This window comes from Nakamurella endophytica, assembly GCF_014646215.1.
Lineage (GTDB): Bacteria > Actinomycetota > Actinomycetes > Mycobacteriales > Nakamurellaceae > Nakamurella > Nakamurella endophytica.
The window spans coordinates 21,436-43,460 of the sequence record NZ_BMNA01000007.1 but is presented as its reverse complement, the minus strand read 5'-3'; the positions used below and the strand labels follow the sequence as shown (position 1 = coordinate 43,460).

15 protein-coding genes are annotated in these 22,025 nt (G+C 71.7%); 6 read left to right on the top strand and 9 right to left on the bottom strand.

All coding sequences use genetic code 11. The features are described from left to right. Positions 1-49: 49 nt before the first annotated feature. Both IEY37_RS15695 and IEY37_RS15690 read right to left on the bottom strand, forming a co-directional pair. Positions 50-1,048, bottom strand: a complete 999-nt coding sequence (locus IEY37_RS15695) for a hypothetical protein (RefSeq protein ID WP_188943236.1) — start codon at positions 1,046-1,048, stop codon at positions 50-52. Beyond that, positions 1,038-2,684, bottom strand: a complete 1,647-nt coding sequence (locus tag IEY37_RS15690) for an N-6 DNA methylase (protein ID WP_373298368.1) — start codon at positions 2,682-2,684, stop codon at positions 1,038-1,040. The genes IEY37_RS15695 and IEY37_RS15690 overlap by 11 nt, the downstream gene beginning before the upstream one ends. Positions 2,685-3,196: 512 nt before the next feature. Between IEY37_RS15690 and IEY37_RS15685 the strand changes: the two genes are divergently transcribed. The 3 genes from IEY37_RS15685 to IEY37_RS15680 are packed head-to-tail and all read left to right on the top strand — an operon-like array spanning position 3,197 to position 5,132. Then, positions 3,197-4,288, top strand: a complete 1,092-nt coding sequence (locus IEY37_RS15685) for a hypothetical protein (RefSeq protein WP_188943232.1) — start codon at positions 3,197-3,199, stop codon at positions 4,286-4,288. Further along, positions 4,285-4,410 (top strand): hypothetical protein, encoded by a 126-nt coding sequence (locus IEY37_RS22575; protein ID WP_268238020.1) that lies wholly within the window; start codon positions 4,285-4,287, stop codon positions 4,408-4,410. The genes IEY37_RS15685 and IEY37_RS22575 overlap by 4 nt, the downstream gene beginning before the upstream one ends. After that, entirely contained in the window at positions 4,407-5,132 is a 726-nt protein-coding gene (locus tag IEY37_RS15680; protein ID WP_188943230.1) for a hypothetical protein, read from the top strand. The genes IEY37_RS22575 and IEY37_RS15680 overlap by 4 nt, the downstream gene beginning before the upstream one ends. Positions 5,133-5,572: 440 nt before the next feature. Here the strand turns inward: IEY37_RS15680 and mobF are convergent, their stop codons facing one another. Continuing rightward, positions 5,573-11,173, bottom strand: coding sequence for a MobF family relaxase (gene mobF, locus IEY37_RS22570; RefSeq protein WP_268238024.1), 5,601 nt, complete (start codon positions 11,171-11,173; stop codon positions 5,573-5,575). 163 nt (positions 11,174-11,336) lie between these two features. Between mobF and IEY37_RS15670 the strand changes: the two genes are divergently transcribed. Beyond that, the gene (locus tag IEY37_RS15670; protein ID WP_188943226.1) at positions 11,337-11,744 is read left to right on the top strand and encodes a hypothetical protein; all 408 of its coding nucleotides are present in this window, start codon (positions 11,337-11,339) and stop codon (positions 11,742-11,744) included. Between the two features lie 16 nt (positions 11,745-11,760). Then, complete coding sequence (locus IEY37_RS15665) at positions 11,761-12,378, top strand: HNH endonuclease family protein (RefSeq protein ID WP_188943224.1); 618 nt, start codon at positions 11,761-11,763, stop codon at positions 12,376-12,378. A 66-nt stretch (positions 12,379-12,444) separates the two neighbouring features. Here the strand turns inward: IEY37_RS15665 and IEY37_RS15660 are convergent, their stop codons facing one another. Continuing rightward, positions 12,445-14,256, bottom strand: a complete 1,812-nt coding sequence (locus IEY37_RS15660) for a ParB N-terminal domain-containing protein (protein WP_188943222.1) — start codon at positions 14,254-14,256, stop codon at positions 12,445-12,447. 468 nt (positions 14,257-14,724) lie between these two features. Then, a complete protein-coding gene (locus IEY37_RS15655; RefSeq protein ID WP_188943221.1) occupies positions 14,725-15,744 on the bottom strand; it encodes a DUF932 domain-containing protein in 1,020 nt (339 codons plus the stop codon). 134 nt (positions 15,745-15,878) lie between these two features. Here IEY37_RS15655 and IEY37_RS15650 point away from each other — a divergent pair, with 134 nt between their 5' ends. Next, positions 15,879-16,127 carry a helix-turn-helix transcriptional regulator gene (locus tag IEY37_RS15650; protein WP_229674496.1) on the top strand — a complete coding sequence of 83 codons (249 nt, stop codon included), beginning with the start codon at positions 15,879-15,881 and terminating at the stop codon, positions 16,125-16,127. A 391-nt stretch (positions 16,128-16,518) separates the two neighbouring features. Here the strand turns inward: IEY37_RS15650 and IEY37_RS15645 are convergent, their stop codons facing one another. The 4 genes from IEY37_RS15645 to IEY37_RS15630 all read right to left on the bottom strand — a co-directional run bounded on the left by IEY37_RS15645 (position 16,519) and on the right by IEY37_RS15630 (position 20,764). After that, positions 16,519-16,791 (bottom strand): hypothetical protein, encoded by a 273-nt coding sequence (locus IEY37_RS15645; protein WP_188943219.1) that lies wholly within the window; start codon positions 16,789-16,791, stop codon positions 16,519-16,521. 977 nt (positions 16,792-17,768) lie between these two features. Beyond that, positions 17,769-18,731, bottom strand: a complete 963-nt coding sequence (locus tag IEY37_RS15640; protein ID WP_188943217.1) for a replication protein RepA — start codon at positions 18,729-18,731, stop codon at positions 17,769-17,771. A 453-nt stretch (positions 18,732-19,184) separates the two neighbouring features. Next, the gene (locus tag IEY37_RS15635) at positions 19,185-19,853 is read right to left on the bottom strand and encodes a ribbon-helix-helix protein, CopG family (RefSeq protein ID WP_188943215.1); all 669 of its coding nucleotides are present in this window, start codon (positions 19,851-19,853) and stop codon (positions 19,185-19,187) included. After that, positions 19,850-20,764 (bottom strand): ParA family protein, encoded by a 915-nt coding sequence (locus IEY37_RS15630; RefSeq protein ID WP_188943213.1) that lies wholly within the window; start codon positions 20,762-20,764, stop codon positions 19,850-19,852. Before IEY37_RS15630 ends, IEY37_RS15635 begins: the two co-directional genes overlap by 4 nt. Positions 20,765-22,025: the final 1,261 nt, after the last annotated feature.

The following is a 22,025-nucleotide window of genomic DNA, read 5'->3' as shown; positions in this document are numbered from 1 at the left end:
GTCTCGTCCGCGGCAAGAACGGCAACAACTGCTTACTTGCTGACGTCGGCTACGCCGTTCGCGGGTTCCCTCGCCGCCACCTGGCTTCTCCGTGATGAGCAACTGTTGAGTTGTCGAGCACCAAGGCCATCATGAGGCCAAAGAAGCGACCCGGATTGAGCTCAGCGGGCACAAGATCGTGCCGGAGTTGAACCGGGGGCAGCGCGGCCAACTGCTCGTCAAGGTCATCGACAACCTCTGCTTCGGCGTCTTCGACTTCGACGTCGTCGGGGTCGATCGGAGCCTCTTCAGGGCTTCCATCGCCGATCGGGCCGGCGCCCTCCCATTCGGGGACGATGAGTGCGCAGGCGTCGTAGGCGTCTTCCTCGCGGCCGAGCTTGGTGAGCAGGTCGATGAGCCAGTCGAACTGCGTGCGCTCCTGGGTGTACGCGGTGGATCGGAGGGCGTATACGAAGCCGATTGCTGCCAGCGGGTGTCGTAGTGCGAGGTTCTTGGCGTCGCCGTATGACTCCTCGACGCGGTTGGCGGCGTTCTTGCCGAACGAGGAGTCCATGCGCTTGGTGGAGATGAGCAGCTCTGGGCCGGTCTGCCACGAGGTCATGATGACGTCGACCTGCTTGAGGTAGTTCTTGCCCATGATGTTCGCGGAGGCGGTGGCGACGCCGCCCGCGGTGCTCGTGCGGAGTCTCGATCGCAGTTCCGTCTGAAGCTTCTTGGGCGTAGACCGGACGAACTTGAGGACGTCCCTGTCGATCACTCGGGGGGCTTCTGCACGTGGCCAGACCGCGTCGGGGTCGAGTCCGGCGCGGCGCAGCTCGTAGGCCACCCAGACGTCGACCGCGAGCGCCGGAATCCCTGACCTCGTGGTCGACTCTAGGTGAAGGGGCACTCCCAGCAGCTGGCGGAGAGTCTTGTAATCGGGCTCGAAGACGGGCTCCGAGCCGGCACCGACAGCCTTCCAGGGGTTGACCGTCTTCAAGGAAGCCCGGTCGACGATGGCGTCGAACAGCGGCCACGCCAGCTGTTTGCCGGTCGGCTCAGACCCCACGGGCGCTGTCCTTCCCCCGAGCGACGCGCCGGGCCGTGAGGTCGGCATGATCATTGCGAATCGCAGCCAGATGGGCGGCAGCCATACCGAGCCCGCGGGTCAGGAGCACGTCGTCCACCAAGGCGACGGCCTCGAGCAGGCGGCCGGCACGGACGTGTGCGACCGCGGTCGGGCGCACTCGATTGAGTGCGTCGCGGTGCGCTCGGACGTGGGCCGGCGAGGGCACCGGCAGCAGGTCCGCTTCGCGCGGCTCGATCTTCAGCATGCCGCCGCCGTACGCACGCCCGACGGTTTCCGCGCCGAGCAGCGTGACCGAGTTCAAGGAGGCCAGCGGGAGCAGGCTGAGACCGTCCGTGCGGAGATCGTCGCGCAAGTACACGCCGTGGACGGAGTTCAGGTGATGCGCCCGCGCGCGGTTGCTGGCCAGGCGGGGGGTGTCGGCGTTCATGTAGGTCAGGAACAGGTCCGCAGGGCGCAGATACGGCACCCGCCACCACGGGGACCGGACCCGGCACTTGTACGCCTGGTGCACGTCCAGCAGCTCGCCGGACTTGATGTAGCGCCAGGCGGCCTTGGAGGGCTCGTCGGCTGGCCGGAACAGCAAGCTGGCCTGTCCGGCGTCTCCGAGGGCGTCCAGGGCGGCATCGGTCAGGGTGAGTGCCCGCAGGTGCCGTGATCCGGGCGGTGAGAGCCGCAGAAGGTCCGTCGGCTGTAGGCGCAGCTCGCGCGCCTTGGCGGGCGCGAGGGTGAAGAAGTTGTTGTTGCCGGTGACCATGCCGAGTGTGGTGTCGCCCCAGGTTTCCAGGACGGTGAAGCCCTGCCCGGTCAGCGCGTGGTCGTAGGCAGCCAGCCCGCTCGCGGACATGAGGCCCGCGGACCACTTGGCCGACTTGCTCGGTGGGGTCCAGCGCCGCGACTCAGCCAAATCGATCAGGCCGGCGGCGTCCCGGACCTGCCACATGGTCATGTGGTCGGTGCCGGCGATGCCCCTCGGGTCGTATCCATCGGCTAGCAGCAGTACGACCTCTTCAAGCACGCCGGGGAACACGCGTTCCTCGAACAGCACGAGGCCGACGTCGTTGAAGTGGTCCATGAGGAACTGCCGGACCCCGGCGGCGTAGTTGACCGTGAGCAGCTCGGCAGGAAGCACCAACCCGAGGCGCCCACCGGCTCGCAGATGAAGCGCGGAGTGGACCGTGAACGCTGCCCAGGACGAGGCGAGGTTGGTAAGGGACACCCCGGCACGGAAGGCGGCTTGGCGAGCGCGGACTCGAGACTCACCCGAGAAGTCTTGGTAGCGGACATAGGGAGGGTTACCGATGACTGCGTCGTAGACGCCGAACTGCGAGTGGTGGAAGAAGTCACCGACGTGGATGTCCGCGTCGATGCCCTCAGCGCGCAGTGTCTGCTCGGCCTGGGCCGCGGAGCTGTCGTGGAGTTCGACCCCCACGAGGGCGCCCTTGTGGCGACCATCCCTGCCAGCTTCATGCAGGAACACTGCTTCGCCGCATGACGGCTCCAGCACCGCATCGTTGGCACTGCGGATGGCCCAAGCCGAGATGAAGCGCGCGACCGCCGACGGAGTGAAGTAGGCCCCCCGCGCCTTCCGTAGCTCTGCAGTGTCACCGGTCAGCACCCATGCATCCTGCCCGACCCGCAAGCCCACACCCCGCAGGCCCACCGATGCCGTGCCACCGACCGTGCCAGCAGACTGGTCGGCCGGTGCTCGGCGCTGGCGATGCCGTGCGGCGATCGCTGCTGGCATCGTCGGGTCCGCTCACCACCGCCCGAGCCGCGGTCGATGGATAGTCGCAGGTCGGCCCGTTGTCGGTCGTCGGCGGTAGACCAACGGCATGCGTACGCAGCAGCTGCCGGCGGGCAGTCTCCGGATCGGTCAGCGGGTGGTTCGGGAGGGCCGGCCGGTAATGGTTGCCTCGGTCCGCTTGGAGGGTGCGGGTGGCGGTGTGGTGTCGGTGCTGTTCGCCGGCGAGACGGGCCGGGCGAGGTTCGCGCCGGGCGAGGTACTCGTCGTCGAGGTGAGCACCGCGGCATGACCAATCGACCGCCTTGCTGCGCGGCCGGCGGTTTGGCACCGTCGAGCGGGGAGCCGGCGCGGACGCCGGCCCCAGTGGAGAGACGGAGGCGGCCGTGACGTCGCTGGGAGGAGGGCCGGAGCCGGTCGTCGGCCTGTTCGCGTTGCGGACGTTCCGGGTGTCGGCCAACGGCTACCTGCTGCCGCTGTCGTTCACCGGGGCGGACTGGGCTCGCGGGACGTGCATCGCCCGATGCGGCCGCGGTCACGCGGCGCCGGCGGACGGCTGCACGTGCGGCATCTACTCGCTGCGGGACCTGCGGGATCTGCGCCTGCAGTACTGGTCGGCTCGCCGCCTGGTGGCGGTGGTCGCCCTGGAAGGCCAGACCGTCGAGGGCGCCAAGGGCTGGCGCTCTCAGGCCGCCCGTGTTGTCGACGTCTGGACCGCGACGGGCCGCCATGGCCTGCCGACGGAGCAGGCCGGGCTGCTGCGGCAGCACCTGCCTGGCGTGCGGGTCCACACCGACCTGGACCGGATGCTGGCCGCCTACCCGGAGCTCGTCCCGGCGCGGCGGCCGCGGTCGGCGGCGTTCGCGCGGGCTGCCCGCTCGTGGTGGTCCAGCGTGACCCGCCCGCGCCTGCCGGGAGCTCGCCGAGCCGGACTGTGGGCGGCTGCGGTGGCGGTGCTGACCGCCGTCCTGTGCGCGGTGACCGCCGGGGCCGCTGCGGTGTCGGCGGCGGTCGTGATGGCGCAGCTGGCCGCGGTACTGCTGGTCTTGGCCGTGGTGGTGATGCTGTGCGAGTCCCCGACGCACATGATCGCGCTGCTGGCCACGGGAGCCAGTCCCCCACTGCTGATAACTCCCCGCCGTCCGGCGCTCCGCCTGTGGCGGCCAGCCAGCGCCCTCCTGGCCGCCGGCACCGCCGCATCCGCGCTGGTGGGCCAGTCGATCCCGGCCGCGGGCATCGCGGTGTTGCTGGCCGCGTGGGCGCTGCTGCTGGGCGTCGAGCGCTTCATGCTGGCCCTGGCCCCATCGAGCGCACCGACCCCGCTCGGAGCCGCCCGGGGCGCGCACCCGGGCCTGAGCGACCGGCGAGACTGGACACCGGAACGCCTGACCTCCGGCGAGCGGCGCCGCGGCCGCCGCGGCGTCGTCCCCGTCCTGATCACTCCCCCACCTCCCCCCTCCCCGACGACTGGAGCGTGACCATGGCCGACATCGGCGAACCGCAGCGACGCATCGAGGTGCTGCCGACCACCGCGCCGGTCCTGCCCGCCGAACCGGCCCCAGCCCCCGCGCCAGCGCCGGCGGAGCCGGCGCGGACGTGACGGCGCAGGACTCGCTGCGTGAACCGCTGACCGCCGCCCGCGGCGCCGGCCCGATCGAGGCGGCCCGGATCGGCTGGCGACGAGCTCGGTCGTTCAACCTGCTCAACCGCGGAGCGCACTCGTGGACCGGTGCGCTGATCGCGGCGTGGCTGTGGCCGTTCGAGACCATGATCGTCGCGCTGAACTGGGGGCGTCTGCGCCGGCTGGACGGGGCGTCGATGACACTGACCGACGGCACGTCGCCGCGGATGAGCCGACCGGTGGTGCTGACGGCGGTGGCGCTGCTGCTTGCCCAGCTGGCCGTCGTGGTGGCCGTCGCGCTCCCCCTGACGGTGGCGTTGCTGGGTCCGTTGTCGGCGAGCTGGGCGGCCGTCGGGGCGCTGGTGATCGTGACCGCGCCGCTGCTGCTCGAGCTGGGCGTTCGCCTGACCCGTCTGGCGCGCAGCCCCGAGGTCCGGTCGTTGTCTGCCCGGCAGCGCGAGCTGGCCGCAGGCTCCGGGGCGCCGGTGTTCGTCATGTCGGCGTTCGTCCGGGCCCGGGCCGGTGAGGGCAGCCGGCTGCTGCGCGCGCTGCAGGAGGAGTGGCAGCGCACGGGCGCAGTGGTGCTGTTCAACCCGGCCAACGAGGCGGTGGCCGCCTACTACCAGCGCCACGGCGCCGTCGCCGACAGCCCGAGCCGGGCCGTTATGCGCTTCGACTACCGGGCCGGCGTCGCGACGTAGCCGGGGTCGGCGGCGCGTCGACCGGGTGACGTGGTTGTCGCTACGACGGCCGCAGGCCGCCGCGTCGAGTGGCCGCCTTGTTCAGCCGGGTCGTTCCAGGTCTCGACCGCTGCTGACCACCGCGAGGGCGTGCCAGCATCACCGCTGCGCCTGATCGGTTGGCTGGACGTGTCGGGAGGACAGCTCGGTGAGTGCTGGTGACCTGACAGGCCCGGGCGGCAGTGAGTGCCCGGCCGTCTCGGCGGGCGGAGCCAGACGCGCGGGACGGACGTGGCACCACTGGCCCACCAAAGGCGACCGGTACGCGGCGCTCGCGGAGCTGCGCTGGTCCGGTCACTTGACGCACGAGCGGTTCTCAGCGCTGCGGCGAGCGGTCGACGCACTGCCGGCCGACCCGACGGCGAGCTGACCAGACCGCCATCGGGGACGCACCAAGCGGCCTACCAGTCGGCGTCGGCGCCGCGGTCCACCTCGGCGCTGCGGTCCTCGTCGCGGCCGTCGACGACGAAGCGCCGACGGCGGGCCGCCTGCGTCGCGTCGCGGTTCGCGCCGATGGCGTTGATGCGTGTCGCGTTGTCGGCCAGCAGTTGTGCCCGCTGCCGCATCGAGCGGGGCGGCTTGGGCAGTCCAAGCGGCCCCTGCGGCTTGGGGTCATAGGGGACGTGCGACTGGATGGTGTCCAGGACGCGGAAGGCGTCCAGGTCCAGTGCACGGGCGGCCCGGACGGCTTGGCGGGCGCGCTGCTCGGACGGCATGCGGCCGACGACTCGTGCGGCCTTATTCAGCGCCCATAGGCGCCCCTCGGCGCTGTGGTCACCAGATCGCGGTGCGGCGGTCAGGACCTGGTCGACGACGAGATCGGCCAGGGGTCGGCGTTGACCGATCGCGGTGGCCAGGGCGTCGACGCCGGCGGTGGCCAGGACGTCGGCGGGGTCCTGGCCGGCGGGCAGGTTCGGGATGCGCGGGACAGTGACCCCGGCCGCGAGCAGCAAGTCGTGGGCGGCGGCCGCGGCCCGGGAACCGGCCGGGTCGTTGTCCAGCGCGACGACGACCCTGCGGTCGGCCAGCGGGGCGATCCGGTCCAGGGTGGCCAGCTGGGCCGCGGTCAGCGCGGTGCCCAGCGGGGCGACGGCCACCAGCTTCCGGGCGGCGTGCCGTGCCGCGGCGTTCACGGCCAGGACGTCCATCGGCCCCTCGACGATGGCCAGACTGGCGCCCAGGCGCAGCTTGTCGATGGTGTCGGGAGTCAGTCCGTAGGGCAGGTCGGTCTTGCTGAACAGGTCGGTGGTGGCGCTGTTGAGGTACTTCGGGGTGCGCTCGTCGACCTTCCGCGGGTGCGCCCGGCCCACGAAGGCGACGACCTGCCCGTCGGCGTCATGGATGGGCAGCATCAGCCGGTTGCGGAACGGGTCGATGAGGGTGCCGCGGCTGGTCGGTCGGGCCAGGCCGGCGGCCAGCAGCTCGTCGTCGGTGAACCCGGCGGCGCGCAGGTGCTCCAGGGTGCGGGTCCAGCCGGACGGGGCGTACCCGAACCCGGCCGGGTCCAGGCCGCGGCTGGTGACGTAGGCGGGCACCCACGATCGCGGGGTGAGCTCGCGGTAGTAGTCCCATGCTGCGGCGACGGCGGCGCGGGCCCGGGTCAGCGCCGCGGCCTGCTCCGCGGCCGGCAGCACCACCACGGCGGGCGGGGCCTGCGGGTCCGGCGGGGCCGCCTCGGGCTCGGCCGGTGCTTCCGGTGCCGGCGGTGCCGCGGCCGTCGGGTCGCCGGGCAGGTCGGTGGTGGCTGTGCGTGGGTCCGGTTCCGGGGCGTCGAGGTACAGGTCGGCCGGTGGGGTGCGGTCGGCGTCGGCCGGGTCCGGCGGCACCGCATCGACGCCGGGCTGGACGGGCTCGGGGTCGGCCAGGGTGCCGATGTGCCACAGCAGCGCGGTGGCCCAGGCATGCTCGGGGACGTCGCCCAGGTGCGGTGCGAGCAGGGCGGCGGCGTCGGTGACGAGCCGGTCGGGGTGGGCGCCGGCTTCGGCGGCGGTGTCGACGCGGCCGACCAGGACCGGCCAGAGCCGGTCGCGGGTGATCCGGTCGACGACCTGCTCCCCCAGGGTTTCGACGAGCCGGTCGGTCCAGGCCGGGCGGACCCTGTGGACGTCGGGGTGCACCGGTGAGGTGGCCGCGCCCAGGTGCGGGTGCAGGCGCCACCACAGCGCGGAGGCTGGGCCTTCGCTGGGCAGCGGCCCGGCGGCGGCTGCGGAGTCCAGCAGCGCCGCGACGGGCAGGCCGGCGGAGTCGGCCAGGTTGAGCCGGCCGGCCAGCACGGGCCAGAAGTCGTCCTCGGTCAGGTCGATGCTGCGGGCGGCGAGCACGGCGGACCAGCGGTCGGCGCCGTCGCGGGCGTTGCCGGCGACCCGCTCGCACCGCTCGGTGAGCGTGCGGTGGTGACTGCGCAGGGCGACCCGCTGCGGCCGTTCGCCCGCTGGGCGGATCTCGTCGGCCGGGACGGACTGGGAGGCTCGCCAGACGGCGAGGTCGACGACCAACTGCCGGTCGTACAGGTACGGCACCGCCCACGCCGGGGCGGTGTCGAGCGTCCAGTCGCGGGCGTCGTCGCGGACGGCGCCGGCGTGGTCGGCGACCCGGTTGCTCCACGCGGTCAGGTAGGGGTCCCATTCCGGCAGCGCCCGCAGCGCGCTGGGCACGGCCGGCAGCCACGGCAGCGGACCCCGGCCCTCGGAGTGGTTGCCGCTGGGGTCGAGCCGATAGTCGAGCACCGCGGCGATGTCGAGGGCGGAGTCCAGCTCGCGGCGGGCGGCGGCCGACCACAGCTGCTGGATCGGGTCGTGGCCGCTGACGGCGAGGACGGCCAGGTGGCCGAGCAGGGTGGGCCAGGCCGGCGCCGAGGTGACCCCGGGCACGGTCTGCTCGGCGGCGGCGGTGGTCTCCTGCAGCCGCTGCGGGCCGAGCAGGGATTCGGCGCCGGCCACGATGGCGTCGGCGTAGGCGTCGGAGGCGTGCCCGAGCAGCAGGTGCGGGTCCAGCGCCTCGCGGATCTCGGTGGTCGCGGACTTGGCCGAACCGTCCCGACCCAGGATCTGGGTCAGCTGTTCGGCCAGCGTCTCCGGTTGCACCGCTTCGGGGGTGACGACCTGGTGCGGGTCGGTGCCGCCGCCGACCTGCAGGTAGGCGTGGTTCTCGCTGACCGCCCGGGACAGCGCGACGTACGCCTCGTTGCGGGTCATCTCCGGGGTCAGCAGCGCGTGGGCGGTGCCGCGCCGCCCGCCGGGGCCAGCAGAACCGACGGTGATGCCCTGGCAGGAGGCCAGGGTGTGGGCGTAGCCGAGCCTGACGTTGCCCTGCCCCAGGTACCAGGCGGGCAGGTGCACCTCGCGCTCGGTGCCGCCGATCATTCGCACGTCCAGCGACCCGTCCGCCCGGACGGCTTGGACCGTCCAGCGGTGGTTGTTCTGCACGAAGTCGGTGCCGCCTAGGGCCAGCGACCGGGCGTTCTGCTTGGTGACCACCACGTCGCCGGCGGACACCGTCTCGCCGTTGGCCAGCGTCAGTTCTCGACCCACCGGCGTCCCGTCGAGAGCCTGTGCCGTGAGCCGGTCGGCGCGGGCCCTGGCGTTGAGCTGGGCCACCTGCTCCAGGGTCGGGGCCATCATCACCGAGTCGGCGCCGGCGGCGGTGTCGGCGGCCCAGGCCCGGTAGACGGCGTCGATGCCGGTGTCGGCGTTGACCGCGTGCAGCCGGTTCCGGTCGGTGTAGAAGCCGACCGTGCTGGTCTCCCCCGCCCGGAGGGCCAGCGTCGCGTGGCCCTCGGTGGGATCGGCGAACCGCATGACCTCGACCAGGGTCGAGGACCCGTGCGCGGCGTCGATGTCGCGCAGGACTCCCCCGGCGCCGGCGGCGGCGCGTTGCCGATCGTCCCCGACGAGCAGCACCCGCCCTCCCCGATGCAGCACGAACCCGACCGCAGCGTCCAGCTTGGTCGTGGTCGCCAGGCCGGCCTCGTCGACGATCACCAGCGAGTTCGGGCCGATCTCCCGGATCCAGTCCGGGTGCGCGTCCTCATGCGTCTGGCTGATCTCGTGGACCAGCTTGTCCAGGGTGTCGGTCTCCACCTGGTGCAGCGCGGCGTGCAGCTCCTCGGCCGCGGAGGCCTGCGGCGCCAGGCCCACGACGTGGCCGCCGCTGCCCTGCCAGGCGCGGGCCAGCACCCCCATCACGGTCGTCTTGCCGGTGCCCGCGGGCGCCAACGCCAGGTGCACCCGGCGGCCGCTGGTGGCGACCTCGTTGACCATGGCGGCCTGACCGTGGTTCAGAACGCGGCCCTCGCGGTTGGCGGACCACTCCAGCATCGCCACCTGCACATCGGCCGCGGTGATCCGCCGGCCGTCGGTGCGGCCGGCGGCCTGCACCAGCCGACGTTCGGCGTCCAGCACCGCCGGCGACGTGTACCGCTGGCCCTTGGCCACCCGGTACACCGACGTCCCGTCCGAGCGGCGCAGCGCCGCCGGCACCTGAGCGTCCGGGGCGACGTCGGTGTCCGCGCCGATCGGCACGCAGTGATCCGGTGACACCGCCCGCCGGGTGACCTGCTGAGCGAGCTCGTTGACCTGAGCCGGGTCGACACCGGCCGCGCGGACCTGCCGGATCGCCTCAGCGAGCAGGTTGGTCTCATACCAGCGGGCCCGCGCCGTGCTGACCACCGAGACGGTCTCGGCGGCGAGCTCATCGACCAGTGCGGGTGTGATCGGCTCGGCCGCGACGGTGGTGCGGACGTCGCGCAGCATCGCCGCCAACGGCGCCTCACCGCCGAGAACCCGCACCGCCTGGGCCCGCCACACCTGACGTTGCTCGTTCAGCGACCGCGGCTCGTGCTTGGCCTGCCGGGTCGCCAGGGTGGCCTGCTGCGCCAGCCGCAGCGTCTCGACCGCGGTCGGCACCCGACCCTGCCGGGCGACGAACTGAGCGGCCAGGTCACCGGTCACCGTCTCGATGGCCTGCCGCCGGCTGGACCAATGGGTGTTCAGCCGCTCGTCGACGCCGACCAGTTCGCGCACCGGCCGCTTGCCGTCGCCGCGCTCGGTGGCGGCGAAGCGGCCGCCGATGCGGGCGGTGACCTCGGCCTCGAGCTGGGAGTTGTAGAACTCGCTCGCGGCGACGTTGTACCGGTAGAGCATCCGCCCGTCCAGGGCCAGCCACCGGCCGTCTCGGGTCTGCACCTTGTTCGAGACCGCGACGTGGGTGTGCAGGTCTGGGTCGCCGGCCCGCGAGTCGCGGTGGGTGAACATCGCAGCGACCAGGCCACGGATCTCCACCTGCCGCACCCCGTGCGTGCCCATCCGGGTGTAGGCGGCATCGCGTTCCAGGAACTCGATGGTCTTGAGCACCGCCGCCCGGTGCGCGGCTTCGATCTGCTCGGCGACCGGGCGTTCCGCCACGGCCCACAGCGAGGAGACCGACTTGACCGGGGAGAACGTCAGGTCGAACCCGGCCACCGACGCCGACTCCGGGCGGGATGCTTGGGCCAGGAAGCCGGTCAGTTCGCCGGTGTGCGCCGGCGGCCGGCCGTGCCGCTTGGTGAACAGTTCGGTGGCCAGCTCGGTGCGGATCCGGGTCCGCTCCTCCGGCGGCACCGGCGCGTTCTCCGGCCGATCGCGCACAAGGTTCCACGCCTGGTACCGCTCGGTCAGGCCAGCCCGCCACTCGGCGTCGCCCTCGACGACCCGGTACGCCGAGCCCAGCTTGGTCGCGGCCTGCGCGGCCGCAGCCGAGGCGCCGGCCGCGGTCTGCGCGACCACGATGTCGTGGGCGTCGGGGTGGATGCCCAGTCCGAACAGGTTCCGCATCTGCGACTCGGTGACCGCCCCGGAGGTGCCCAGGGCGTCGATGCCGCGACCGATCCAGGTGCCCGGCGACTCGCCCTTGGCGGCGTAGTAGTCGCCCAGCGAGTTGTAGCCGCGCTCGGTGGAGTCCGACGCCGCGACCTGCCGGATCAGGTACGTGTACCCGTCCCCGGCGGTCAGCTTGTGCAGACCCATCACGACCAGCAGCTTAGCGGTCGTAACCGCGTCGTGACCAAAGTGCATGAGGTGTGTCCGGCGTTGGTCGGGCCGGTAGCGTGCTGGCTGGCGGCTGGGGACTGTCGGTGGTCGGGTGTGGACTGGGCGACGGTTGGCGCTGGCGATCGGGAGAGGGTGCGCGATGGGCAAGGTGGCGAACGCGGCGGTGGCGGCGCGGGCTCGGGCGCAGGAGCGGATGGCGGCGCTGCACGCGGAGCGGGCGGCGCGGGATCAGCGGATCGAGGACGCGGCCGCTGACGTGTTCGCGGAGCTGGACGCCAAGACGGCGGCGGCGGCGCGGCGGGCGCTGGCGGTCGAGGCGGCGCAGCGGGCGATCGCGGACGCCGAACAAGCCGAGCGGGAGGCGGTCGCGGCGGCCGATGCGCGGATCGGCACGGGCGTGGCTGCGCTCAAGGGTGAGGGGCTGACCGTCGCGCAGATCGCGGAGCTGGTCACCCTGCCCGCCGCGGACGTGCGGCGGCTGCTGCGCGGCCCGGCGGCTCCGGCCGCTCCGGTCGAATCCGGCGGCGACCTGGACGGTGCGGCGTGAGCGGCGGGACGGGGCGGTGAGCAAGTCGCAGGGGCGGCCGGTCCAGCTGTCGCAGATGGACGTAGCGCGGTGGTGGCGGCACGTGCTGCCCACCGGGACGTGCCACATCTGGATGGGCGCGGTCGGCTCGGACGGCTACGGCCGGGTCGCGGTGAACACCAAGGACGACGGGCCACGGATGCTGACTCCGCATCAAGTGGCGGCGCGACTGCGGTTCGGCGTGATCCCGGCCGGGGCGACGATCCTGCACGACTGCGAGGTCCGGCTGTGCTGCCGAACCGACGCCGGGCACGTGCGGATCGGGACGCAGAGCGAGAACATGCGCGACGCGGTGCGGCGCGGCCGGGCGGTCGGTCCCCGGCCGGGCCGGACCGATGTGCGGGGCAAGGTCGGCGCGTCTCGGGCGATCCAGGCGGCGCTGGCCGCGTCGATGGACCGCTCCCCGGACGCGCTCGCGGCGGTACTGGCGTCGGTCATCGCCGATGGTGACCCGTGGCGGGAGTTGCTGCCGCTGTTCGACGTGGAGCCGCCGGCGCCGGCGGCCGGCGCTGCGGTCGCGGCGCCGGCGCTGAGCGTGCCGGCGCTGCCGGCGCTGCCCTCGGCGGCCGACACCTGGCCGCTGTTCGACCTGTGAGCTGACCGCATACAGCAGGGAGGGGCAGCGTTCGCGGTCAACGCTGCCCCTCCGGTCGATGGGTCGTCAGGCTGCGGGCATCACCTCCCCCGGCATCGACACGGCCGGGGTCCCCGGCTCGGCACCGTCGACGGCGACCCGCTTGGGCTCGGCGTCGGCCTGGTCGTCAGGCGCGGAGTCGACCGGCTCCGCGACGGGCGGCTCGGCGACGACCGGCTCCGCGTCGGCTGGCTCGGCGTCGGTCTGGTCGTCGGGCTCGTTCGGGTTGCGCTCGATGAGCGGGGTCGGCGGGTAGACGTTGGCGATGATGCGGCGCTCGACGTCGGCCGGGACGTAGTCGAGGTCTATCAGGTGGCGCAGGTAGTCGGCGCGGCCGGGGTTGTGGTCGCGGTGGGCGTCGCGGGGCATGGCCTTCTCGTGCGCGGCCACGACGTAGGCCCACAGCATGATCGGCTGCCGGGTGGCCGGGGCGTTGGTCGCGGTGGTGACCGGGTCCTCGCCCAGGAACTCGGCCAGGACTGCGGGCTCACCGGTGGGCCACGGGTGGTCGTTGAACCAGTCGGTGACGGTGCGATCCCGGGCCAGCAACTGGCGCAGCGCGTAGCCGGTCATCGCCTTGTGGCGCGGCTTGGCGGTCAGGCAGGACCGCAGGAACTCGCGGCGGACGGTCTGCGCGGCGTCGGCTTCCTTGTTGAGCCGGATCAGCTCGCGGCGGGCGTCGCGGGCTTCCTGCTCGGCGCGGGCCTGCGCCTCAGCGCGGGCCTGTTCGGCGCGGGCGAGCCGGTCGGCGCGGGCCTGCTCGTCCTCGTCGGCGGGCACGTCCTCGTCGGGCAGGTGCACGGTGCGGATGCTGGGCCGCTCCCACAGGTCGAGGTGGCCGTGCGCGGTGGGGTCGGTGCACCCGTAAGTGATGCTGACCTCGGTGTCCTCGTCGGTGCCCTCGTCAGGGTCGGCCTCGTAGATGGTGACCTCGACGTGGGCGACGTGGCCGGGGCACTGGGCGTGCTCGTCCGGGGTCAGCGCCTGTCCGCTGGGCGCGTCGGCGGCGCGGAGCCGGGTCAGCACTCGGGGGCCGTCGCCGTAGTAGCTGGGTTCGGTGTCGGTGACGGTGACGCCGTGGGCGGTCAGCTCGCGGGCGGTCTTGGCGTGCAGCTTCCGTTCGCGCTGGGCCAGGGTCAGCCGGGCCAGGGTGTGGTCGAGCTGGCCGCGTGGGATCGCCTCCAGCAGGACGGCGGTGGCCTCGGGGTCGTGCTGCCAATCGGCCAGGGCGGCCAGCTCGGCCAGGGTCATCGGGTAGTCGGCCACGGCGGCGGTGACCTCGTCGGTGAGGCTGGCGGCCTTGCGGGCGGCGGCGATGTGCTTGCGGCTGCGGCCGGTGGCGCGGCCGATCGCGGCGGCGTCGATGCCCAGCTCGAGCATCGTCTGGACGGCTCCGGCTTCCTCGCGGGCGGTCAGTCCGTCGCGGGCCAGGCCGGTGACGGCCATGGTGAGCGCAGTGTCGCGGGCGCTGGCCACGTCGGGCCGGACGATGCACGGCAGCGGCAGTCCGGCGGCGCGGGCGGCGGCCTGGCGGCGGTTGCCGTCCACGGCCAGGTGCGTGACGGCGGGGCCGAACTCGTAGCCGGGCACGGCCTGGACGGGCACGACGATCAGCGGGACCAGGACGCCGACCTCGGCGATGGACGCGGTCAGCTCGCGGATGCCGCGCCCGGCGTCGCGCAGGTTGTCGGGATGCTGGGCGACCTGATCGGCGGTCAGCTCGACCACGACGGTGCCGGCCGGCGCGGCGTGCTGGTGGTTGGCCTGCTCGTGGTCGACCTGGTTGGCGTCGGCGCTGCCGGTGTCGGCGGCGACGGGATGGTTCAGCAGTGCGGTCATGGTGAAGTCCTCTCGGATCGTTCAGGAGTTGGAGGGGCGCGAGGCGGCCGTCGAGGCGTGGCCGGACGGACGTGCTGGGCGCACGGGGTGAAGCTGTCGGCGCGGACGTGGGACAGGACACCGCCCTCGGGGAGTTGGAGCGTGAAGCGCTCGTCGCCCAGGCCGTCCCCGGCGAACGCGGTGCGGTGGTAGGCATCGGAGGCCGCAGCGAATGCGCGGCAGTCCGGGCACGGGCAGTACCCCAGGCACAGGGCCGCGCCGTGGTGCTCGGTCAGCGATCCGTGGTACCGGACGGGTCCGACCATCTCGGCCGTCGGTCCGTCCACGGCCCGGCCGGGTGCGGGGTGCGGGTCCGGGTGGTGGGTGGGCATCATGGGTGTTGCTCTCCTTGACGCATGGCTGTGTGGGGTGGGGCGACCCGGTGGGCCGGGGGGGTGCGATCCCCCGGCCCACCACGTGACCGGTCGGTCAGTTCGTCGCGATGAGCTCGAACGCTCGCGTCTTGACGGCGGCGACGTTCGCGGACGTGATGGCCCGTTCGGCGCGGGCCGCGCCCGGGTTGCGCTTGTCGCTGACCGGCGCGACGTGGTCGGTGTACTCGGTGATCGCCTGGTAGGCGGCCCACTTCGTGCCCCGGATCGCCTCGGCGGTGGGCGAGGACTTCCACAGGTTCAGCAGCGCGGTCCGCCGGTTGCTGGCGATGGTCTGCGCCCGCTTGGACGGCTTGGCCGTCCCAGTCGGCTGCTCCACGGTCCACACCGCGTCGATCAGCTCGCGGAACTCGGCATCGGTCATCGCCTGCGCGATCATCGCGTCTGCCTCGGCCTGGAACGTCTCGGCGTACTTGAACGTCAGCCCCAGCGCCTGCCGGGCCTGCTCGATCTGGCCGGAAGCGCCGGAGGTGTGCCGGATCGAGAACGTCGACTGTGCCCGGCGGATTGCCATCGCCTGGGTGTTGGCGCACACCACCCGCACCGGGGACACCAGGAGCCGGAACGCACTGGTGCCGTCGTGGCTGTTGAGCGCGATCAGGTAGACGTCGAGCGGGTCCACTCCCCCGATCTGCATGGTGGTCGGCAGCTTCATGGTCAGGAACACGCCCCGGCCGCCGCGCAGCGATCCGGCCGTCTCGAAGTGCGCGCCGGACTCGTCCACCAGCGCATCGAGCAGGGCGGCGTGTTCCTCGTTCTGGATTGGGGTGTACCCGCGACCGACGACGCCCAGCACCTCCGGCTGCCCGTTCACCGGATTGGTCCGCACCGTGGCGAACTGCTCCGGCACGTCGAGCGTGGTCACCCCGTCGCTGGTTAGGACGGTGGTCTGCAGGGCCTCCTTGCGGACCCGCCAGCCGCCGAGCTTGGCGTACTCCATCGCCTGCGCCGCGTCGAACTCGTCCGGCAGGACCGTGCCCAACCGGTGCCAGGCGTGCTTCCGCGCCGACACGAACGACGCCGACCCGTCCGTCCACTTCTCCAGCTGATCAGCCATGACTCACTCCCTCTATCGAGGCGGACCGCCCGCCCTGCCGATAGTTCAAGCGTACTTGTCATACGCCTAGTAGTCAATCGTCAATCTACACATGGCTAGTTGTCATCTGCCTAGGCACGCCCTAGCCTGTACAGATGCCTACCCTGTTCGATGTGGACAGATTGCTCGGACCTGCCGAACTCGCCCGCCTTATCGGCGTGAGCCGTCAGCGGGTGTCGCAGCTTGCCCAGAAGCCCACCTTTCCCGCGCCCCTTGCCGTCCTGGAGATGGGCAGCGTGTGGGCGCTCGGCGACCTCACCGCCTGGGCGGAACGGACCGGCAGGGCGCTGAACCTCGACGCGCTGCAGCCGGCCCCCGTCGAGGCCGAAGGCGACAACGGCTGACGCCACAGTGCAAAGCGAGCCCTAGGTCTCGATCGCCGAGGCCGGCCGGCGTCCGGCGCGCCGCGGAACATCTCGTCCGGGGATGCGCTTGTAGGTGACGTTGGTGCGGTACATGCCCCGGGGCCCCACTTCTGGCCGCTGCGAGCGGCCACAGGCCGAGAGATCGCTGACGGTCCCCGCATTGAACGCGCCAGCCGCCGCCGGTCCTGGGGACTCCTTGCCCGAGGCCCGCGGCCACTGTCGTCTTCAGGCACAGCTCCGTGCCTGCTCGCTGATCACCGGACGAGTCGTCGGCCCCGCTTGAGTGTCGCGCCGGCGGTGGTGGACGGGCGGCAACCGTTGTGTACGGCTCCGCGCCGTTCGACTTCCGGGTGGACGGCCTTCTTCCTCATCACGGCTGTTGGAGGCGTCCGGCTTTCAGCTCGGCCATAGCGGCGGTCCATGCTCGCTGCGTCGGGGACGCCATTTTATGGCTGCGAGGTGGCTGCTGGAGGTGTCGCCGGCGGGAGGAGATGGCGGCCCAATACAGCAGCGGCGGAGCGGCCCAGCCGATGACGGGGATCGGGATGAGGGCCGGCGCCCAAAACGCGAACATCCAGGCGAAAATCCAGGTGATGCCCCGCCGGTAGCGAAAGATCAGGTAGATCCACACGAGATCCATCACGGCGTCCTCCTCGTGGTGCTGTTGGGGGGCGGGGTGGTCACGACGCCGGACGTTCCCGGTTTCCCGGTATGGGCGGTCCCGCTGTCGTCCTGGCAATTTGCTGTGAGAAGACAGCACACGGATAGGGCTATAACAAGCCTCGTGCGTCGCTTGCCAGGACGGCTCATTGGTGGAGCCTCGATTCGAACAAGCCCGGTCGGTAGGAACATTGCTCTCGTGCAGCGCCGAAGGCGTTACAGCTTCGGTGGCCGTCTCGACATATCCGATGCGGTGCACGTGTTGGACCGCAGGGGCCACCCTGGGTGCCAAATGACAACGCGGTTCGCTTGGGGGCCGACGCCGCCTCGTGTCGTCCTGGCCTTGTGCGTCTATGTGCTACGGGGCATAGCACATGCTATGACCCGTAGCGCCTGACTGCAAGTGACTGCGGGCGGCACTGGTTGGTCTCGCTCAGGAGTGGGTGCTGCACCGTTCGGTGCTGTCGTCTTGGGTCGTACCCTTGGGGAGCGCCGCTCCTCTGTCTCGGCCTCAGGGCGGGAGGCGCGGCGCTACCGGCAGGCGTTCGCGGCGCCGTCGCTCGCATGGTTACGCAGTGGGGCAACATTCTGGCCCTCATCGACGCGACGTGCCCCTAAGTCCTTACCGGCCGCCTTGTCGCCCGGCCGCGCGGACTCTTGTGTCGCCTGCCGAAGGTGTGGTCGCGCTGCGGCAGCTCAGGCAGTGCTGCGACCGGCAATCACCTGGTCCGTACCTGTGGCGGCTGCTGGAAGGTGGCCTGGGTGGCCCTTTGTTGCGGTCCCGGCCGATTGTCTCGATCGGCTACAGGAGTGGTCCGCGGGTTCGGCGCGGAGCTACGTTCGGTGGTTGTGCCGTCGCCGAACAGCTGGAGAAGCCCTGCCGTTGATTGACCATGACATGCGCACGACACGTGGGGTCCAGCGTCCGCGTGCGGGGCTTTCGGGGTACGAGAGACCGGCTCAGCGTGAGCTGATCGCCGGCCTTGAGGGTGCGAGCAAAAGTCCCCCCTCGGCGACCTGAACGTTGGCGCCTGGGTACACGGTGAGGACGTCGGCGAGTTGGCGCTGGATGATGGCCTTGAAGTCGCGGAGGCGTCCGTATTCGGTGCCGAACTGTTGGGCGAGCAGCTCCCAGGGGATCAGTTGTTGTTTGCGTGTGTAGCTGAGCCGGTGGGACAGCCAGACCAGGAGGTCGATCTTGAGTGGTGATCCGGCGAGGGCGGTGAGGGCTCGGGTGTCGACGGGGACGGGTGAGCTGATGATGGAGTTGTAGAAGGCGTCGGACAGGGTGATGGTCGAGCCCCAGAGCGGGTTTCGTCCGCTGTGGTCGTCGGCGTCGTACCAGAGTTGGTAGGAGGTGGCGACGCTGAAGTGGCCGCCGGCGACGCTCCAGCGGTGGTCGGTGTGGCGGGTGTCTTCGACGGCCATGGAGCTGCTGAGCAGGCGGCGCATCTGTTCGTTGAGGCGGCCGATGGTGCCGGTTTTGCCGCCGGTGGGTTTGAGTCCGAGTTGGCTCATGAAGTTGCGCAGGCTGGTGCCGAGCTGCAGGACTGGTGATTGGGTGCGGACGGCTTCGGTGCTCATCCAGGTGAGGATGTAGCGGGGTAGGACGCCGTAGGGGTAGCCGACGGTTTCGGAGCCTTTGCGGCCGGTCATGCCGGGGATGACTCGTAGAGTGAGGGTGCCGTTGCGGCGGATCCACAGTCGGGTGTCGGGGCCGGGTTCTTTGTAGGGCAGGGATAGTTGCGCCCACAGTCGGGCGGCGTAGCCGACGGCGCCGGCTTCGTGGGCGTCTTCCAGCTCGATGGCGTTGGCGATGTCGAGCAGCTCACGCTGGCGCCGGGTGGGTGGGGCTGGGAGTGTCGACGACGCGCCGAACAGCGACGGCTGAGTGTCGGGGTTGCTGCTGGGTACTGTGGTCATGGCGGTTCCTATGACAGTAGGAGCGGTCCGTGCCCCCGGGAGCTTCCGACTCCGCGGGGGCAGTTCTGTGATCACGGTGCCGTGGTCGGCGGCCGAACTGGTGCTGACACGCCGGAGACGCTGAAGCCGGTGGGTCCTGTGTCTGCCGGTACCGCGCATGGCTGGTCGCGGAGTTTGTCGCCGACACCCGTCGCCGAGGGGAGTGCAGGCGCAGGCGACCGTGTATGCGCAGGCATTGAGCGCTTCGGGCGCAGCTGATGGCGCTGGTCAAGCCACGCGCTCCCCGACCAGCTGCCCATCGATGACCCCCGCGCGCCGTCAGCGGTACGGACGACTGCTGGTGACGGGTTGGGACTGGCACAGCTGGGCACAGCCGACGGACGGTGCGGACAGCGCGCATACGCACTCGCACAGGCGGTCGAGCTGATTGGCGTAGTGGAGGTTGCGCCGCGGCTACTGGCCGAGGTAGATCCTGACCGCTTCCGTGACGACCCTTGACCGATTGGTGCCGAGCTCCCTGGCTAGTTGGTTGAGGGCGTCGAGTTGGGCGTCGGTGACTCGGACCTTGACCTCGGTGGTTGGCTCGGCCTTTGGCGTCTGCGGAATCTTGAACAGTTCGCCGTCGGCGACGGCGTCCTCAGCGCGCAGCGCTTCCCTGACTTCCTTGTGCGTGGCGTTCACGGCCATGAACAACACCGCAGTTTGCGTGGTCTCGCGGCTCTCGGTGTACTCGCGAAGCGCTCGGTGCACTGACCGTGGCAGTTGGAACGTCAGTGGCCGCCGGTAGGACCGCGAGGTGGTGGTCGGGCTCTCGATGTCGTCAGGTTCGACCGGTTCGGGAGCGGCCAGGGAGGCGACCTCGCCCGTGACGGTCCGAGAGGGACGTCGCCGCACGGCGGTCTTGGGTGCAGTGCGCGGTGGGCGGGCTTCTGGCTCAGCCGTGTTCGGCGTTGGTTGGGCTGCAGGCTGCTGGACCGCCGGCTGTTCCGTGAGCGGGTTTGTAGCGGCTTCTTCGGGCGCCAAGGTCGACGGTGTGGACGACCGATTTTGCGGTTTGGGTCGCTTGCTCAGCAGGCCGGCGAGGTCGGGGGTTGCCATGGGGCGTGGTTCGACGGCGGTCATGCGAGTGCCGGATCTTGTTGGGCCTCCAGAGCACTGATCCGGGTGAGAATCTCGTGGACGAGGCCGGCGTAGTCGGCAGCGAGGGCAGGTGCGGAGCCGGGGTTGCTCGGTTGGCGGCCCTCTTTGAGTGCCCTCCAGAACGGTTCGCCTTCGAGGGAGCTGGCGTGCTCGTGGATCAGCAGTCCACGGCGGCGGGAGTCGGTGGCGGCGATGCTGTGCCGGATGGTGTGCTCGAACAGCGGTGCTACTCCCCCGAGCGCTCTGGTGATCTCAGCGGAGATCTCGCGCTTGACGCGGGTTGCAGAACTCGCGATGTCGAACAGGACCACGCCGAGCAGTTCGATGTCTGGATTGTTGGCGCGGGCTTCGACGAGGCGCTGCGCAATGCGGGTCATGCCTTTCAGGCTGGCGGCGTCACCGCGCGTGGGCACGATGAGCCAGCGAGCCGCGCCGAGGGCAAGTAGCTGCAGATTCGGCTCGCCGGGCGGGCAGTCGATGACGACGAGGTCGTAGTCGGTGGTTGCGAGTAGTTGCGATAGCGGCTCGGCCAGGATGTCGGCGACTCGGCTGCCTTGGCGGTGCCGGGCCAGCAGGAGTCCGGAGAGGTCGTCGAGTCGCTCTCCCCCGCAGATGACGTCTATGCCGCGCCGTGCCTGCGCGAGCGTGACGGTCAAGGGGGTCCGGGCTGCCAATGCGGTGACAAGTCCGGCGCCCTCGTCGCTGCCTCCGGCGCCGGTGTAGCCCAGGTCCTCGCCCACGTTGCCCTGGGGGTCGAGGTCGACGAGGAGAATGTTGTAGCCGCCAGCGGCTGCAAGCCCCGCAAGGGTGGTCGCCAGGCTGGTCTTGCCGACGCCACCCTTGCCGTTGGCGATCGCAACGACGCGAGTCAGCGCCTCACGGTCGACAGTCATGTACCCACAATCTCACCGGTCGGATCGGGATAAACGAAGACACGCCGGTACTGCGGCCGACCGACACGCAGGCCGGCCCACCAACCGGCACAGCGGCCGGCATGGTCACCGGCACACCCACCGGCACACAAACCGGCGCACCCGCCCGGGACCCGGCCGGCGCGGCTACCGACACACCAACCGGAGCGCTGCTGGGCCCATCTACCGACGCGGGGCGCACGCACCGCCAAGCCTGCTTATGCGTCGGTCGGCACGACTGCGGCAGCACACCGGCCGGCATAGCCGCCGGCATTCCGGCCGGCACACCCACCGGCATTCCTGCCGGCACACCCCATGCGCAGCAGTTACATCCGTGCGGCCGGCGCATGACCGGCACGTCGCCCTAGCAACAGCAATCAAGGCGGCCACCGGCAGGCCGGACGGCCAGCCGGCCGGCACAGCAACCGGAACACCAGCCGATACACCCACCGATACGGCCGCCGGCACAGCAACCGGCACACCGTCGCGACGGACAGCTCCGGCTTGCCATCCACGCCCGCAAGCGAGCCCCGCCGTCGGCCGCAGACCGGCCGCCACGCCGTGCCGGCCGCGCCGATTGCCATCCGACGGCGCCGCCGGCGCCCCGCGTCGGCAGGCCCCAGAGATCCACCGACAGGCCCGCGGGCCACCCGGCCAGCGCCTCAACCGGCACACCAGCCGACACACCCACCGGCACGCCTGCCGGCACACCGTAGCGACGGACAGCTCCGGCTTGCCATCCATACCACGGAAGCGACCCCCGCCGTCGGCCGCAGACCGGCCGCCAAGCCGTGCCGGCCACGCCGATCGCCATCTGACAGGGGCCGCCGGCGCCCCGCGTCGGCACGCCCGCAGAGACCCGCCGACAGGGCCGCCGACCACCCGGCCAGCGCGTTAACCGGTACACCAGCCGACACACCCACCGGCAGGCCCGTCGGCACAACGACTCGCACACCGTCGCGTCGGACAGCATCATCTCGCACCCACGACGCACCACGAGGAGCCCCCGTCCGTCGGGGACCGGCCGCCACGCCGTGCCGGCCGCGCCGGTCGCCATCCGACGGGCGCCGCTGGCGCCCCTCGTCGGCACGCCCTAACCCACCGACAGGCCCGCCGGCCATCCGGCCAGCGCCCCAACCGGCACACCAGCCGATGCACCCACCGGCACGGCTGCCGGCGCAGCAACCGGCACTCGCTCGTCACAGACGCCGCCGACTCGCCCTCCACAACAACCGGGGAGGGA

Excerpts from the sequence above, each read along its gene's own strand:
- IEY37_RS15655 (WP_188943221.1), bottom strand. The coding sequence starts at position 15,744 with ATGGCTGATCAGCTGGAGAAGTGGACGGACGGGTCGGCGTCGTTCGTG.
- IEY37_RS15630 (WP_188943213.1), bottom strand. The coding sequence starts at position 20,764 with ATGACTGTCGACCGTGAGGCGCTGACTCGCGTCGTTGCGATCGCCAAC.
- mobF (WP_268238024.1), bottom strand. The coding sequence starts at position 11,173 with ATGGGTCTGCACAAGCTGACCGCCGGGGACGGGTACACGTACCTGATC.
- IEY37_RS15670 (WP_188943226.1), top strand. The coding sequence starts at position 11,337 with ATGGGCAAGGTGGCGAACGCGGCGGTGGCGGCGCGGGCTCGGGCGCAG.
- IEY37_RS15660 (WP_188943222.1), bottom strand. The coding sequence starts at position 14,256 with ATGACCGCACTGCTGAACCATCCCGTCGCCGCCGACACCGGCAGCGCC.
- IEY37_RS15640 (WP_188943217.1), bottom strand. The coding sequence starts at position 18,731 with ATGACCACAGTACCCAGCAGCAACCCCGACACTCAGCCGTCGCTGTTC.
- IEY37_RS15650 (WP_229674496.1), top strand. The coding sequence starts at position 15,879 with ATGCCTACCCTGTTCGATGTGGACAGATTGCTCGGACCTGCCGAACTC.
- IEY37_RS15635 (WP_188943215.1), bottom strand. The coding sequence starts at position 19,853 with ATGACCGCCGTCGAACCACGCCCCATGGCAACCCCCGACCTCGCCGGC.